At 63.1% G+C, this 16,193-nt stretch carries 11 protein-coding genes and 1 other RNA gene; 9 read left to right on the top strand and 3 right to left on the bottom strand.

The features are described 5' to 3' along the window. The first annotated feature begins 166 nt into the window (after positions 1–166). The 5 genes from SDENCHOL_RS10465 (at position 167) to ssrA (ending at position 4,271) form a co-directional block, all read left to right on the top strand. A complete protein-coding gene (locus tag SDENCHOL_RS10465) occupies positions 167–1,567 on the top strand; it encodes a TRZ/ATZ family hydrolase (RefSeq protein WP_154717182.1) in 1,401 nt (466 codons plus the stop codon). 61 nt (positions 1,568–1,628) lie between these two features. Next, on the top strand, positions 1,629–2,249 hold the full coding sequence (locus SDENCHOL_RS10460) for an OmpA family protein (protein WP_231912965.1): 621 nt from the start codon (positions 1,629–1,631) through the stop codon (positions 2,247–2,249). 101 nt (positions 2,250–2,350) lie between these two features. Then, entirely contained in the window at positions 2,351–3,091 is a 741-nt protein-coding gene (gene ubiG, locus SDENCHOL_RS10455; protein WP_154717180.1) for a bifunctional 2-polyprenyl-6-hydroxyphenol methylase/3-demethylubiquinol 3-O-methyltransferase UbiG, read from the top strand. 23 nt (positions 3,092–3,114) lie between these two features. Next, on the top strand, positions 3,115–3,798 hold the full coding sequence (locus tag SDENCHOL_RS10450; RefSeq protein ID WP_154717179.1) for an HAD family hydrolase: 684 nt from the start codon (positions 3,115–3,117) through the stop codon (positions 3,796–3,798). Positions 3,799–3,908: 110 nt separating this feature from the next. Continuing rightward, positions 3,909–4,271, top strand: a transfer-messenger RNA (tmRNA) gene (gene ssrA, locus SDENCHOL_RS10445). Positions 4,272–4,328: 57 nt separating this feature from the next. On the opposite strand, the gene SDENCHOL_RS10440 is transcribed toward ssrA, so the two are convergent. Both SDENCHOL_RS10440 and typA read right to left on the bottom strand, forming a co-directional pair. Continuing rightward, a complete protein-coding gene (locus SDENCHOL_RS10440; RefSeq protein WP_154717178.1) occupies positions 4,329–5,219 on the bottom strand; it encodes a GIY-YIG nuclease family protein in 891 nt (296 codons plus the stop codon). Between the two features lie 192 nt (positions 5,220–5,411). After that, positions 5,412–7,229, bottom strand: coding sequence for a translational GTPase TypA (typA, locus tag SDENCHOL_RS10435; RefSeq protein ID WP_154717177.1), 1,818 nt, complete (start codon positions 7,227–7,229; stop codon positions 5,412–5,414). Positions 7,230–7,397: 168 nt separating this feature from the next. Here typA and SDENCHOL_RS10430 point away from each other — a divergent pair, with 168 nt between their 5' ends. Further along, complete coding sequence (locus SDENCHOL_RS10430) at positions 7,398–8,150, top strand: S-methyl-5'-thioinosine phosphorylase (protein WP_154717176.1); 753 nt, start codon at positions 7,398–7,400, stop codon at positions 8,148–8,150. Positions 8,151–8,254: 104 nt separating this feature from the next. Here SDENCHOL_RS10430 and SDENCHOL_RS10425 read toward each other — a convergent pair whose 3' ends face one another. Further along, positions 8,255–8,518 carry a helix-turn-helix domain-containing protein gene (locus tag SDENCHOL_RS10425; protein ID WP_197706904.1) on the bottom strand — a complete coding sequence of 88 codons (264 nt, stop codon included), beginning with the start codon at positions 8,516–8,518 and terminating at the stop codon, positions 8,255–8,257. 209 nt (positions 8,519–8,727) lie between these two features. Here SDENCHOL_RS10425 and SDENCHOL_RS10420 point away from each other — a divergent pair, with 209 nt between their 5' ends. The 3 genes from SDENCHOL_RS10420 to SDENCHOL_RS10410 are packed head-to-tail and all read left to right on the top strand — an operon-like array spanning position 8,728 to position 16,178. Continuing rightward, the gene (locus SDENCHOL_RS10420; RefSeq protein WP_197706903.1) at positions 8,728–9,936 is read left to right on the top strand and encodes an MdtA/MuxA family multidrug efflux RND transporter periplasmic adaptor subunit; all 1,209 of its coding nucleotides are present in this window, start codon (positions 8,728–8,730) and stop codon (positions 9,934–9,936) included. Between the two features lie 15 nt (positions 9,937–9,951). Further along, positions 9,952–13,065 carry an MdtB/MuxB family multidrug efflux RND transporter permease subunit gene (locus tag SDENCHOL_RS10415; protein ID WP_154717174.1) on the top strand — a complete coding sequence of 1,038 codons (3,114 nt, stop codon included), beginning with the start codon at positions 9,952–9,954 and terminating at the stop codon, positions 13,063–13,065. Next, positions 13,062–16,178: a multidrug efflux RND transporter permease subunit gene (locus tag SDENCHOL_RS10410; RefSeq protein WP_154717173.1), complete on the top strand. Its 3,117-nt coding sequence runs from the start codon at positions 13,062–13,064 to the stop codon at positions 16,176–16,178. The genes SDENCHOL_RS10415 and SDENCHOL_RS10410 overlap by 4 nt, the downstream gene beginning before the upstream one ends. Positions 16,179–16,193: the final 15 nt, after the last annotated feature.

The following is a 16,193-nucleotide window of genomic DNA, read 5'->3' as shown; positions in this document are numbered from 1 at the left end:
AGGTGATTGATATTGATACGACCTTGTTGTTGCGTTATTTTACGACCCCGCTCCGGCGGGGTTTTTGCTGTCTGCGGCGAGCAGGTTCCGAGTCGCGAGCACGAGCCCGCGCTGGATCCGCGTTTTGACTTTTTGTCTCAGCTACCCACGCTACCCATAGCTACCCATGACCGCATACGCGCACGCTACCGAGATCGTCGATACCCTGATCGAAGCCCGCTGGATCGTTCCGGTCGAGCCGCGCGGTCTGGTTCTTGAGCATCATGCGCTGGCAATCGATGCCGGTCGTATCGTCGCATTGTTGCCGCAGGCTGAAGCGCGGACGCGCCTTCGCGCGCGCAAGACCGTGCGTTTGCCGCAGCATGTGCTGATTCCGGGACTCGTCAATCTGCATACTCACGCCGCGATGACCTTGCTGCGCGGCTACGCCGATGATATGCCGCTGATGGACTGGCTCAATCAGCGCATCTGGCCCGCCGAGGCAAGGCATGTCACGCCGGGATTCGTGCGGGATGGCACATTGCTGGCCTGTGCCGAAATGCTGCGTGGCGGCACGACCTGCTTCAACGACATGTACTTCTTTCCCGAGGCTGCTGCCGAGGCCGCGCTGCGCCTGGGCATGCGCGCCGTGCTGGGCATGCTGGCGATCGATTTTCCGACCGCCTACGCGGCCGATGCGGAAGACTATCTGAGCAAGGGACTGGCCGTCCGCGACAGCCTGCGCGATCAACCGCTGATCAACTTTTGCATGGCGCCTCATGCGCCGTACAGCGTCGGCGATCGTCTCTTCGAGCAGGTGGCGACCCTGGCGGCACAGCTCGATCTGCCGATACACACGCATGTTCATGAAACGCGCGCCGAAATCGAGGAAAGCCTGCGGCAGCATGGCGTGCGTCCGTTGGAGCGCCTGCGCCGCCTCGGCTTGCTCGGCCCCAACCTGATTGCCGTGCACGCGGTGCATCTGGAACCGGTCGAAATCGAACTGCTGGCGCTTCATGGCTGCCGTGTCGCCCATTGCCCGGTTTCCAATCTGAAGCTGGCAAGCGGCATTGCGCCGAGCGCGCAGCTCATGCGTGCCGGCGTGACGGTCGGCCTGGGCAGCGATGGCGCTGCCAGCAATAACCGCCTCGACATGTTTCGCGAAATGAATCTGGCCGCCTTGCTCGCCAAGGGCAGCAGCGGCGATGCAACGGCAGTCGATGCGCATGCCGCATTGCGCATGGCCAGTCTGGAAGGTGCCGTGGCACTGGGCCTGGAGCGGGAAATCGGTTCGTTATGCGTGGGCAAGCAGGCGGATATCTGCGCTGTACGCCTCGACGAGATCGATCTGCAACCTTGTTATGACCCGGTCGCTCACCTCGTGCATGCGGCCGGTCGGGAGCATGTCAGCCATGTCTGGGTGGCAGGAAATCTTCGTCTCGAAGATGGACGTTTGGGTGGGATCGATGTCGCAGAAATGCTTGACATGGCAAATTTGTGGCAAAATAGACTATATAGTGGGTTTGTAAGCGGCGGTGAGCTGGAATGTGCAATGCATGATCGACGGACCGGTTTGACCACTTGGTAACTTAGTAATGTTGATGACAACTCCTTGGAGATAAATGATGACCAAAAAGAATTCCCAAATCATGCTGTTCGCTGCCCTGGGCCTTTTCGCCTCTACTGCATTTGCACAGGCACCCGACAACGACGGTTACATGTTCGATACGCGCGGCGTGGTTGCTCGCAGCGGCCATGATTTGTGCTGGCGCACCACGCGCTGGACGCCGGCGATGGCCATCGAGGAATGCGATCCGGATCTGGTCAAGAAGCCTGAAGTTGCTGCTGCCGTGCCTGCTCCGGTCCCGGCACCGGCACCGAAGCCTGTCGCCGAGAAGATCACGCTGGCGGCGGATGCGCTGTTCGATTTCGACAAGGCCGTGCTGCGCCCCGAAGGCAAGGCCAAGCTGGACGATCTTGCAGCCAAGAGCCAACAGCTCAATGTCGAAGTCATCCTCGCCGTCGGCCATGCCGACCGCCTGGGCCGCGCTGCCTACAACCAGAGCCTGTCCGAGCGCCGTGCCGAGGCTGTCAAGCAATACCTGGTCGGCAAGGGTGTCGACGCCAACCGTATCGACGCCGCTGGCAAGGGCTCGACCCAGCCGGTGACCAAGGCGGACGAGTGCAAGGGCACCAAGCGCACCAAGGCGCTGATCGACTGCCTGCAGCCCGATCGCCGTGTCAGCATCGAAGTCATCGGTACCAAGTAATTCCACCGGGACTTGAAAAAGCCCTGCTTCGCAGGGCTTTTTTTTGCCTTGATCAAAGCCGCAAGAAAGCTGCAAAAGCTGCGAAGGCTGAAGGAGTCTGAATGAACGGAAGCGCCGCCCACAATGGCAATGCGGATCGCCGCGAACTCGACAAGTTTGCCGAACTGGCTCACCGCTGGTGGGATCCGAATTCGGAGTTCAAGCCGCTGCATGACATCAATCCGCTGCGTCTGGACTGGATCGACGCCGCCTGTGGCGGTCTGGCAGGCAAACGGGTGATCGACGTCGGCTGTGGCGGCGGCATTCTTGCAGAAAGCATGGCCGCACGCGGTGCCCGGGTGACCGGCATCGATCTGGGTGAGCGGGCCCTGAGCGTGGCGCGCTTGCATCTGCTGGAAAGTGGAGAGGAACTGGCGCTCGACTATCGTTTGATTGCCGCAGAAGACATGGCCGCCGAGGCGGCCGGCAGCTTCGATGTGGTCACCTGCATGGAAATGCTCGAACACGTTCCCGATCCGGCGAGTACCGTGCGTGCCTGCGCGGCGCTGGTCAGGCCGGGCGGCCGGGTGTTTCTGTCCACCATCAACCGCAATCCCAAGGCTTATCTATTTGCGGTCGTCGGTGCTGAATACATCCTTGATCTGCTGCCGCGCGGGACGCACGATTACGCGCGCTTTCTGCGTCCCGCCGAGCTGTCTCGCTATTGCCGCCAGAGTGGTCTGGCCGTCGATGAAATCATCGGCATGAGCTACAACCTCTTCGACAAGACCTACAGCCTGGGTGCCGACACCAGCGTGAACTACCTGATGCGGGCCACGCTGCCTGCGAATCCAGGCGACTGAAGACTGAAGGTTGAGAAGGTTGAATGCGCGCGATGGTCGATGCCGTCCTCTTTGATCTCGATGGCACCTTGGCCGATACGGCGCTCGACCTTGGCGCGGCTCTCAACCGGCTGTTGATCGAGGAGGGGCGGACAGCACTATCGGCGGCGGCGATACGGCCACACGCCTCGAACGGCACGCGCGGCCTGTTGGGCCTCGGCTTTGACATCACGCCGGACCAGGAAGCCTACGCAGGGCTGGCGCGGCGATTTCTCGATCACTATGCCGCCTCCGTTTGCGAACATACCGTTCTGTTCGATGGCGTTGCCGAATTGCTCGCCGCCCTGGATGAGCGGGGGGTGCGCTGGGGCGTCGTGACCAACAAACCACAGCGCTTTACCCTGCCGCTGCTCGACGCCTTGGGGCTGACTGCGCGTTGCGCCTGCATTGTCAGTGGTGACACCACCGCCAGGCCCAAACCAGCCCCCGATCCCCTGTTGCGTGGCTGCCAGGACGCCGCGGCGCGGCCGCAGCGCAGTCTGTACGTCGGCGACGACGAGCGCGACATCATCGCCGGCCATGCGGCCGGAATGATCACTGTCATCGCGGCCTGGGGTTATCTGGGCGAGGAAAATCCTCCGGAAAACTGGAATGCCGCAGCCATGATCGAAACGCCCGCGCAGGTTCTGGATCTGCTGGATCTCGATGAACGGTACGCCTCCGCCTGAGGCAGTGCTAGAATCCGCCGACCTGCGCAGTGCATCCGAGCCGATTGCCGAAAAAGACGGAACCAACCGGTGAAGACGTACTCGAAGCAGGTGTAACAAGCACTTCACCTGGGGCTGACATGGCTTCGACGTGGGTTGCGAAGCAGAGCAGTGCATGCCGAGGACCAGTGACCTCGTAAATCCATCTGGAAAACCACAAACGCCAACGACGAGCGTTTCGCTCTCGCAGCTTAAACCCTGCGGGCGCTGCACCGGACTGCTCACGGGCCGGGCCGGGTAACACCGACAGCAGTGTCATTTACGTGAGATAAGGATGTGCCCCGCCGCGTGGTACGTCTCGAAAATCCAGCGGATCGCAAACGTTCAGCCTGCCCGGCGGCGGGACGTGAGTTAAATCAAATGACGAGGCTAAGCATGTAGTACTGCCTGTAGAGGACTTGCGGACGCGGGTTCAATTCCCGCCAGCTCCACCACTATTCAAAAAACCAACCGTTCGCGGTTGGTTTTTTTTCGTCCGACGCGCCTCGCCCTTACGCCCAGACCTCGTCCAGATTCTTTGCCGCCAGCAGCTTCTCCCGCAGTGCGTAGCGCGACGACTGCATATTGACCTCGCTGTTTTCCGGGCGTGGGATCGGGATTATCGCCGTCGCTGGCCCTTTGAACTTGATCATGTACTTGCCGGTGTCGTTGTAAGGCAGGATGGCATCGACCTCGGCAATGTGCGTGATGGCAGCAACGGGGGCAACCTGATAGGCCGCGATGAACTTCAGCTTTGAGATGTGCTTCGCGTTGATCCTCACGGCGAACCAGCAGTTCTCATTCAGGAAACGTTGCTTGAACCCTTCCTCGCGAGCAGGGACGACGATGGTGTCGAACTTGTCGTTCTCCGACCCCACGGGCTGTACCTGATCGTTCGGGTCTTCCTGCTTCGGCGGCGTGAAGGCGTTGATGCCGAGCATCGGCAGGATCAGCAACATATCGGCGAGGAACGCCTGCGCGGTAGCCTTTGCCGCAGGGGCCATCGTCGGAGCCGTCGGATTGTTCTTGTTCAGCAAAATGGCACGGTCATGCTTCTTGGCCAGCGCAACCAGTGCCGATTCCAGGTACTGAACTTCGGTCTTGCCGATCTTGTGGTTGCGGTCGAAGAAGTAGACACCCCACACCCAGCCTTCCTTGTTTGAGACGTGGTTCTTCAGCCGATCGCCAACAGGATCAGCCTCGCCGATGTAGATCGTCTCTTCGGCGGCATTGCCGACGAGGATGTAGATGCCGGCCTGTGAGAAACCCGGCTCCTGCTTCAACAGATGGAAAAGCTCCCTGTTGAAGACGACGCCGTAGCCCGACCAGTTCGACTTGTCGAGGTGACGAATCCCTTCGGGGTCACCGGAAGTGGCGAAAAGGGTGATTGAAAACGGTTGCATTATTTGCTCTCCGGCACCAGCAAAGCACGCTGGGTAGTTTCATGGAATTTTGCCGACTAGCCGCACTTTCTAAGGTTAATTTCTCGATCACTCATTTCAAACAGTTCCTCCACGTGAGACTGACTACCCAGACGACAACGCTTCGGCCTGCTGTAGAACCGTTTGCACGACCGTATCCTGAAATAACAAGCCTCAGGCCGCTGCTGCGCGGCTCATGCGTTTGCGTTCGCTTTCGCTCAGGAAGCGCTTGCGCAGGCGGATGGATTTCGGGGTGATTTCGACCAGTTCGTCGTCGGCGATGAATTCGACGGCGGATTCCAGCGTCAGTTGGACCGGCGGTACCAGGCGCACGGCTTCATCGGTGCCGGAGGCGCGGATGTTGGTGAGTTGCTTGCCTTTGATGGGATTGACCACCAGGTCGTTGTCGCGGCTGTGGATGCCGATGATCATGCCTTCATATACCGGGTCGCCGTGCGAAGAGAACATCCGCCCGCGATCCTGCAGTTTCCAGAGGGCGTAGGCTACGCAGGCGCCGTTTTCCTGCGATACGAGCACGCCGTTGCGGCGCTCGGCCATGTCGCCGACGACCGGGCCGTATTCGTCGAAGACATGGCTGATGATGCCCGTGCCGCGGGTCAGCGTCAGGAATTCGCCCTGAAAACCGATCAGGCCGCGTGCCGGGATGCGGTATTCGATGCGCACCCGTCCCTTGCCGTCCGGCTGCATGTCCTGCAGTTCGCCGCGGCGGCGGCCGAGTTCTTCCATCACCGCGCCCTGGTGGTTTTCATCGACATCGATGGTCAGCAGTTCATAGGGTTCCTGCTTGATGCCGTCGATTTCCTTGAAGATCACGCGCGGGCGCGAGACGGCCAGTTCATAGCCTTCGCGGCGCATGTTTTCGAGCAGGATGGTCAGGTGCAGTTCGCCACGGCCGGAGACCAGGAAGACGTCGGCATCATCGGTATCCTCGACGCGCAGGGCGACGTTGGCGAGCAATTCCTTGTGCAGGCGTTCGCGGATCTGGCGGCTGGTGACGAACTTGCCTTCCTTGCCGGCAAACGGCGAGGTGTTGACCTGAAAGTTCATGGTCAGCGTCGGTTCGTCGACTTTCAGCGGCGGCAGCGGCATCGGCTGGGCCGGGTCGCAGATCGTCACGCCGATGCCGACCTGCTCGACGCCGGTGATCAGCACGATGTCGCCCGCTTCAGCCGTCTGGGTGGCTTCGCGTTCCAGGCCCTTGAAGACGAGAATCTGGTTGATCCTGGCCTTGCCGCGCGATTCGTCGCCGTACATCACCGCGACTTCCTGCGCCGCCTTGAGACGGCCCTGGGTGATGCGGCCGATGCCGATGCGGCCGACATAGCTGGAATAGTCGAGCGAGCACAACTGCAGTTGCAGCGGGGCATCCGCGTCGACCCTGGGCTGGGGCACGTGTTCGAGAATGGCGTCGAACAGCGGGCGCATGTCGGTGCCGGGCTGCTTGAGATCGAGCATGGCGAAACCGTTCAGGCCCGAGGCATACACCACCGGGAAGTCCAGTTGTTCCTCGCTGGCGCCGAGCTTGTCGAACAGGTCGAAAGTCTGGTTGATGACCCAGTCCGGGCGGGCGCCGGGGCGGTCCACCTTGTTGATGACGACGATGGGCTTGAGGCCCAGGGCCAGCGCCTTGCGGGTGACGAAGCGCGTTTGCGGCATCGGTCCTTCGACCGCATCGACCAGCAACAGGCAGCCATCGACCATCGACAGCACGCGCTCCACTTCACCGCCGAAATCGGCGTGGCCCGGGGTGTCGACGATGTTGATGTGGGTGTTCTGGTACTCGATGGCGCAGTTTTTCGCCAGGATGGTGATGCCGCGTTCCCTTTCGATGTCGCCCGAGTCCATGACGCGTTCGGCGACTTGCTGGTGGGCGGCAAAAGTGCCGGATTGGCGCAGCAGTTGATCGACCAGCGTGGTTTTGCCGTGGTCTACGTGGGCGATGATGGCGATGTTGCGAATGGCGCGGGACATGGGGGTAGGGGTGTGGACAAAAGAGCGGGATTATAGCATTGCAATCAGCAACTTCTGCAGTTTCATGGGTTGCGGTGGCGGTTGGCGGCGCAGTTTCCCCGCATTTCGGGTAGCCGTCGCTGTCGACTGCTACAATTCCCGCTCATCTTCATCGTGAATGTACCCACCATGCTGGCAATCATCGGCGGTAGCGGACTGACCCAACTTTCCAATCTGGATGTCTCGCATCAGAAAGTGGTGCGCACGCCTTATGGCGAGCCTTCCGGGGCGCTGACCTTCGGCCGCATCGGCAATCAGGAAATTGTCTTTCTGGCGCGTCACGGCTTTGGCCATACCATTCCGCCGCATCGTGTCAATTATCGGGCGAACATCTGGGCGCTCAGCGAGGCGGCGGGCGCGACGCGGATTGTTTCGGTGGCTTCGGTCGGTGGCATTCGTGCCGACCTGGCGCCCGGTTCGCTGGTCGTGCCGCATCAACTGATCGACTACACCGCAGGGCGTATTTCATCTTTCTATGACGAACAGGATGCGCCGGTGGTGCATATCGACTTCACGCATCCCTATGATGAAGACGTCCGCCGGCTGTTGCTGGATGCGGCGCGGCGTGCCGGCGTCAGCGTGGGTGATGGCGCAGTCTATGCCGTTTCACAGGGGCCGCGCCTGGAGACGGCAGCCGAGATCGACCGCTTCGAGAGCGACGGGGCCGATGTCGTCGGCATGACCGGCATGCCCGAGGCCGTGCTTGCCCGCGAGGCCGGGGTGCCCTATGCGGCAATCTCGGCCGTTGCCAACTGGGCAGCCGGCCGGGGCGACAGCGTGCAGAAAATTTCCTTCGAACACCTCGAAGCCGAGCTGCAGCAGGCCATGGGCAGCGTGCGCAGCATCATCGCGCACCTCTGTGAAGCCGGCGGCTGTCACTGACGCCTGGCAGACGTGCCGCTCCACGCCTGCCTGCGGCGCGCGGGCAGGCGCATTTTGCCGCGCCGCGCTGCGAGTGGCCGGCAGCAGGTGCCGGGTGCGGATAATTACGTGAAGTATTCGACCGTTTTGATGACTAGCGGACGATTGATGACCTTGCGCGCTTGCAGCAGTGCCTCGTCGTTGATCTGCCCGGTTGCCCACAGACCGACCAGGATGGCGATCGGTGTCGGGATGTTGCGTCCGGATTCATAGCGCGATCCGCCGCTTTGGGTCACACCGAAACGACGCCAGAACACTTCCTGGTTTTCGCCGTGTGCCCGGCGCAACTCGGCAAGATTGCCCATATCGATTTTTTTGCTCTTGGCCATAATGAACCTCTCCAGTCTCCAGAAAAACTTAGACATCAGGGATATTCAGTCTAGTTGATTTATAGCGTTTGTGATAGAAAAGTTATTGCAAAATGTAAGCATAAAGTAATAGTGAGCCGGATTTGTGAAATCATGCCGATTCCGCAAGACCGCATGAACACGGGGTGATGCGGTTATGATTGCCGCCTGCCCGGAAGATGGATCGTCGCATGAGAAAAAACCTGCTTGTTGTCTGGCTGCTGGCTGGATTGGCCGTTGCGCTTGCCGCTTATTTCTGGCCGGCGCGCCAGCAGACGGCGGCGGGAATTTCGACTGGGGCTGGCAGGCAGCAGGCTGGCGATAGTGCGGACGATCGTCCTGTCGCGGTGCAGGTGGCCGAGGCCAGACAGGGCGACATGGCGGTGAGCATCGACGCGCTGGGCACGGTGGTGGCGCACAACACTGCGCTGGTCAGGGCGCGCGTCGATGGCCAGTTGCTGGCGGTGAATTTCCGTGAAGGGCAGATGGTGCAGGCCGGCGAGGTGCTGGCGCTGATCGATCCGCGTCCCTATCAGGCAGCGCTCGACCAGGCGAGCGGCCAGTTGCGCCGTGACGAGGCGCTGCTGGCAAATGCGCGGCTGGACCTGGAGCGGTTTCGGGATTTGTTGAGCAAGGATTCCATCGCCCGCCAGCAGGTCGATGCCCAGGCAGCGCTGGTGCAGCAGTACGAGGGCGTGGTGCAGGCCGGACGTGCCCAGGTGGCTGATGCCCGCCTGCAACTGGATTTCACCCGCATCACGGCGCCGCTGTCCGGGCGTCTCGGCCTGCGCCAGGTGGATGCCGGCAACATGGTGCGCGCCGCCGACACGAATGGCATCGTGACGATTACCCAGACCCGGCCCATCGACATGCTCTTCGCCATTCCTGCGGCACGGCTCGATGCCGTGCGCGCGCGCTGGCATGCAGGAGATACGCTGCAGGTGGAGGCGCTGGAGCGCGAAGGCGGACGGCGCCTGGCCCAGGGCAAGCTGCTGACCATCGACAACCAGATCGATCCAGCCACCGGCACCGTGCGTCTCAAGGCGCAGTTCGCCAATGCCGATCAGGCCTTGTTCCCCAACCAGTTCGTGAATGCCAGACTCACCGTGGCGACGCTGAGGAAGGTCGTGCTGGCGCCGTCGGCGGCGATACATCAGGGCGTGGATGGCAGCTTCGTCCATGTCGTGGACCATGCCTTGCGGGTGAGCGTGCGCAAGGTGAGGCCGGGCGTGCAGTCGGCGGGCTGGGTGGTGATCGATCAGGGGCTGCGGGCCGGGGAGCGGCTGGTGATCGATGGCGCGGACAAGCTGCGCGAAGGCAGCCTGGTGGAGATTCCCGGCGCCGGCACTGTCGATAAAGATGAGCACGAGGCCGCGCTGCCGGCAGGCGGACGCCGCTGAGAACGGCGGCGCGTGATGAATCCCTCGCGGCTTTTCATACAGCGGCCGGTGGCGACTTCGCTGCTGATGATCGCGATTCTGCTGGTCGGCCTGGTGGCCTACCGCATTCTGCCGGTCTCGGCCTTGCCGCAGGTCGATTACCCGACGATACAGGTCACCACGCTGTATCCGGGGGCCAGTCCGGATGTGACGACGGCGCTGATCACCGCGCCGCTGGAGCGCCAATTTGGCCAGATGCCGGGGCTCAAGCAGATGTCTTCGAGCAGCTCGGCGGGGGCTTCGGTGATCACCCTGCAGTTCAGCCTGGCGCTGACGCTCGACGTTGCCGAGCAGCAGGTGCAGGCGGCGATCAATGCGGCGGGTTCCTTCCTGCCGGACGATCTGCCGATGCCGCCGATCTACAGCAAGGTCAACCCGGCCGATGCGCCGGTCATCAGCCTGGCGGTGACTTCGAGCAGCTTGCCGCTGCCGCAGGTCGAGGATCTGGTCGATACCCGGCTGGCGCAGAAACTCTCGCAACTGTCGGGCGTGGGGCTGGTCAGCATTGCCGGCGGCCAGCGGCCGGCGGTGCGCGTGCAGGTCAATCCGCAACTTCTGGCTTCGCACGGTCTCAGTCTGGATGACGTGCGCCTGGCCATCGGCAATGCCAACGTCAATATGGCCAAGGGCAGCTTCGATGGCGCGCTGCGCGCCTCGACCATCGATGCCAACGATCAGTTGCGTTCGGCGGCCGAATACCGCCAGTTGGTGCTGGCTTGGCGCCAGGGCGCGCCGATTCTGCTGGGCGATGTCGCCACGGTGATCGAGGGTGCCGAAAATCTGCGCCTCGGCGCCTGGATGGGGTTGGGCGGCGCTGCCGAGGTTGCTGGCGAACAACCGTCCCGGCAGGCGCCTGCCATCATCCTCAATATCCAGCGTCAGCCCGGCGCGAACGTCATAGAAACCGTAGACCGGATCAAGCAGCTTCTGCCGCAGTTGCAGGCCACGCTGCCGGCGAGCGTGGAGGTCAGGCTGCTGACGGATCGCACGACGACCATCCGCGCTTCGATACATGATGTGCAGATGGAACTGCTGCTGGCCATCGTCCTGGTGGTGCTGGTGATTTTCGTGTTCCTGCGCAATCTGCCGGCAACCCTGATTCCCGCGGTGGCGGTGCCGCTGTCGCTGGTCGGTACGTTCGGGATCATGCATCTGGCGGGTTTTTCGATCAACAACCTGACGCTGATGGCGCTGACCATCGCCACGGGCTTCGTGGTCGATGACGCCATCGTCATGATCGAGAACATCGCGCGCTACGTCGAGGAGGGCGAGCCGCCGCTGGCCGCTGCGCTGAAAGGCGCGCGGCAGATTGCCTTTACCATCATTTCCCTGACGGTTTCGCTGATTGCGGTGCTGATTCCGCTGCTGTTCATGGGCGATGTGGTCGGCCGCCTGTTCCATGAATTCGCCGTGACCCTGGCGGTGGCCATCCTGATTTCCGCCGTGGTTTCGCTGACCCTGACGCCGATGATGAGCGCGCGCCTGCTGCGTCATGTGCCAGTCGCGCAGCAGAGCCGCTTCAGCCGGGCCAGCGGGGCGTTCTTCGATGGCCTGATCGCGCTCTACGCCCGGCTGCTGGATCGGGTGCTCGAGCGTCAGGGCGCGACCTTGCTGGTCGCCGTGGCGACGCTGGTGCTGACGGTGGTGTTGTATCTGGTGGTGCCCAAGGGTTTTTTCCCGGTGCAGGACACCGGGCTGATCCAGGGCATCAGCGAGGCGCCGCAGTCGATTTCCTATGCGGCGATGGCTGAGCGCCAGCAGGCGCTGGCCGATGTCGTACTGGCCGATCCCGCGGTGGAAAGCCTGTCCTCCTTCATCGGCGTCGATGGCGTGAATGCCACGCTCAACAGCGGCCGCATGCTGATCAATCTCAAGCCGCGCGGCGAGCGTGGCGGCAATGCCGATGCGGCAACGGTGATCCGCCGCCTGCAGGCGCAGCTGGCGAAGGTGCCGGGCAGCACCATGTACATGCAGCCGGTGCAGGATCTGACCATCGAGGATCGCGTCAGCCGCACCCAGTATCAGTTCAGCCTGCAGAGCGCGGATCCCGCCGAACTGGCGCACTGGGCGCCCCGGCTGGTCGATGTCCTGCGCCGGTTGCCGTCTCTGGCCGATGTGGCCAGCGACGTTCAGGATCACGGCCTGCAGGCGTATGTCGAGATCGATCGCGACAGCGCCGGCCGCCTGGGCATCACGCCGGCAATGATCAACAACACGCTGTACAACGCCTTCGGCCAGCGTTTGATATCGACGATATTCACCCAGTCCAATCTCTACCGGGTGGTGCTGGAAGTGCAGCCGGAATTCGCACAGGGCATCGAGGCGCTGAATACGCTGCAGGTCATCACGTCCCAGGGCCGCCAGGTGCCGCTGACGGCGGTGGCGCGCATCGTCGAGCGGCCGGCGCAACTGGTGATCAATCACCTCGGCCAGTTTCCGGCGGCGACGATTTCCTTCAATCTGGCGCCGGGCGTGGCGCTGGGCGAGGCCGTGGCGGCGATTCGCGAGGCCGAAGCCGGGCTGGGCCTGCCGGCGAGCGTAGAAACCGGTTTTCAGGGCGCGGCGCTGGCCTTCCAGGCTTCGCTCGACAATACCCTGCTGCTGATCCTGGCCGCCATCGTCACCATGTACATCGTGCTGGGAGTGCTGTACGAGAGCTACATTCATCCGGTGACCATCCTGTCGACCCTGCCATCGGCCGCCATCGGCGCCTTGCTGGCCCTGCTGCTGGCCGGGCAGGATCTGGGCATCATCGGCGTCATCGGCATCATCCTGCTGATCGGCATCGTCAAGAAGAACGCCATCATGATGATCGACTTCGCCCTGGCTGCCGAGCGCAACGAAGGCAAGCCGCCGCTGGCCGCGATACGTGAAGCCTGCCTGCTGCGCTTCCGGCCGATCCTGATGACCACGCTGGCCGCGCTGTTCGGCGCCTTGCCACTGATGCTGGGCGGCGGCGTCGGTTCGGAGCTGCGCCAGCCACTGGGCTTGGCCATGGTCGGCGGTCTGCTGGTCAGCCAGGTGCTGACCCTGTTCACCACGCCGGTGGTCTATCTGGCCTTCGATCGCCTGGCGCGGCGCGGCGCATGAATCTTTCCGCGCCTTTCATCGCCCGCCCGGTGGCCACCACGCTGCTGACGCTGGCGATCGTTCTGGCCGGCATCCTCGGTTTCACCCAACTGCCGGCCGCGCCCTTGCCGCAAGTCGATTTTCCGACCATTTCGGTGCAAGCCTCGCTGCCCGGCGCCAGTCCGGAAACCATGGCGGCGACCGTGGCCACGCCGCTGGAGCGTTCGCTGGGGGTGATCGCCGGGGTGACGGAAATCACTTCGACCAGTTCCCTGGGCTCGACCCACATCACCCTGCAGTTCGACCTGGGACGCGACATCGACGGCGCCGCGCGCGAGGTGCAGGCCGCGCTCAATGCCGCGCGCGCGCTGCTGCCGAGCGGCATGCCGGGCAATCCGACCTATCGCAAGGTGAATCCTTCCGAAGCGCCGATCATGATTCTGGCGTTGACTTCGCCGACGCTGAATCGCGGCCAGATGTACGATGCCGCCTCGACCATCCTGGCGCAGAAGATTGCCCGCATCGAGGGCGTCGGCCAGGTGAATGTCGGCGGCAGCTCGTTGCCGGCGGTGCGGGTCGAACTGCTGCCCGAGCGGCTCGACGCCTACGGCATCGGCGTGGAGGAGGCGCGCGCGGCCATCGTCGCGACCAATACCCTGGGCCCCAAGGGCATGCTCGAAGCGGACGGGCGGCAGTGGCAGATTCGCGCCAACGATCAGGCGCTGAAGGCCAGCGATTATCTGCCGGCCATCGTCGCCTATCGCAGTGGCGCTGCCGTGCGCCTGGGCGATCTGGCGCGCATCGAGAATTCGGTGCAGGACCTGCGCAATGCCGGCCTGGCCAACGGCAAGCCGGCGGTGATGCTGATCATCAACCGCGAACCCGGCGCCAACATCATCGCCACGGTGGATCGCATCAGGGCGCTGCTGCCGCAGTTGCGCGCCTCGATTCCGGCGGCGATCGACGTCGAGGTGACCATGGATCGCACGACGACCATCCGCGCCTCGCTGCGTGAGGTCGAACGGACCCTGGTGCTTTCCACGGCGCTGGTGGTGCTTTCCGTACTGCTGTTTCTGCGCAACCTCCGCGCCGCGGTGATTCCCGGCGTGGTGGTGCCGGTATCGCTGATCGGCACTTTCGCCGTCATGTATCTGAGCGGCTTCAGCCTCAACAACCTGTCGCTGATGGCGCTGACCATCGCCACCGGCTTCGTCGTCGATGATGCCGTGGTGGTGCTGGAGAACATCTCGCGCCACATCGAGGCCGGCATGGCGCCGCGCGCGGCCGCCTTGCGCGGCGCGCGTGAAGTCGGCTTCACGGTGCTGTCGATGAGCCTGTCGCTGATCGCGGTATTCATTCCCATCCTGCTGATGGGCGGCATCGTCGGCCGCCTGTTCCGCGAGTTTGCCGTGACGCTGTCGGCGGCCATCCTTGTCTCGCTGCTGGTGTCATTGACGCTGACGCCGACGATGTGCTCCCGCCTGCTGAAATCTCCGGCGAACGAGCGACCAGCCGGCGCACTGGCTCGCCGTGCCGAGCGTTTCGTGCAGTGGCTGAGCAAGGGCTATGCGCGCAGCCTCGACCGGGCCTTGCGCCACAGCAGACTCACCTTGCTGGTGCTGCTGGCCACCATACTCGGCAATTTCTATCTCTACAGCGTCGTCTCCAAAGGCTTCTTTCCGCAGCAGGATGTCGGCCGCCTGATGGGCATCATCCAGGCAGACCAGGCGATTTCCTTCCAGGCCATGCGCGACAAGCTGTCGGCGTTCGTGGCCATCGTCGGCGCCGATCCGGCGGTTGAAAACGTGGTCGGTTTCACCGGCGGCAGCCAGCGCAACGGCGGGCGCCTGTTCATTTCGCTGAAGCCGCGGGCGCAGCGCGATGCCTCTGCCGAACAGGTGATCGAGCGTCTGCGCCCGCAGTTTGCGCAGGTACCGGGCGCGACGCTGTTTCTGCTGGCCCAGCAGGATATCCGCGTGGGCGGCCGGGCCAGCAATGCCCAGTTCCAATACACCCTGCAGGGCGACGATCTGGATGAGCTGCGCGCCTGGGGGCCGCGCCTGCTGCAGGCGTTGCGCGAGGCGCCGGAGTTGGCGGATGTGAATAGCGACCAGCAGGACAAGGGCGCGCAGACTTCGGTGATCGTCGATCGCATGGCGGCGGCGCGGCTGGGCGTGACGCAAAAGACCATCGACGCCACGCTCAACAACCTGTTCGGCCAGCGTCAGGTGTCGACGATTTATCATCCGCTGAATCAGTATCGGGTGGTCATGGAAGCCGCGCCGGAATACTGGCAGAGTCCGGAGATACTCGAGCAGATCCACGTTGCCGCCACGCAGGGAGAAGCGGCCGGCAGCCTGGTGCCGCTGGCGGCCTTTGCGCATTTCGAGAACACGGCAACGTCGCTGGCGGTGAATCATCAGGGGCAGTTCGCCGCAACGACGCTGTCCTTCAACCTGCCGCCGGATGTCTCATTGTCGCAGGCCACCGGAGCGATCGAGCGCATCATGCAGCGGATCGGCATGCCGGCCGGCCTGCAGGGCAGTTTTCAGGGTACGGCGAAGGCATTCATGGATTCGCTGGACACTCAGCCGATATTGATATTGACTGCCTTGATCGCCGTTTATTTGGTGCTGGGCATGCTCTATGAAAGCCTGATTCATCCGCTGACCATCCTGTCGACGCTGCCCTCGGCCGGCGTTGGCGCGCTTCTGGCGCTGCTCGCCTTTGACACCGAGTTCAGTCTGATTGCGCTGATCGGCGTGATCCTGCTGATCGGCATCGTCAAGAAAAACGCCATCATCATGGTGGACTTCGCCATCGCCGCCCAGCGCGATGACGGCCTCGCGCCGCTGGAGGCCATCCGCCGCGCCTGCCTGCTGCGTTTCCGTCCGATCATGATGACCACCATGGCCGCGCTGTTCGGCGCGCTGCCGCTGGCCATCGGTTTCAGTGAAGGCAGCGAGCTGCGCCGGCCGCTGGGGATTTCCATCGTCGGCGGCCTGATCCTCAGCCAGTTGCTGACGCTGTATACGACGCCGGTGGTGTACCTGTATCTGGATCGCGCGCGTCTGTGGTGGGCGCGGCGCCGCGCGCCCGCAGCCGCGGCGGCGATTGAAGAGGCAAGGGCATGAAGAGACGAAAGAAGG

It is taken from the genome of Sterolibacterium denitrificans (assembly GCF_900174485.1).
GTDB lineage: Bacteria > Pseudomonadota > Gammaproteobacteria > Burkholderiales > Rhodocyclaceae > Sterolibacterium > Sterolibacterium denitrificans.
The sequence above is the reverse complement of the archived record's forward strand: the minus strand, read 5'-3'. Positions and strand labels throughout refer to the sequence as shown.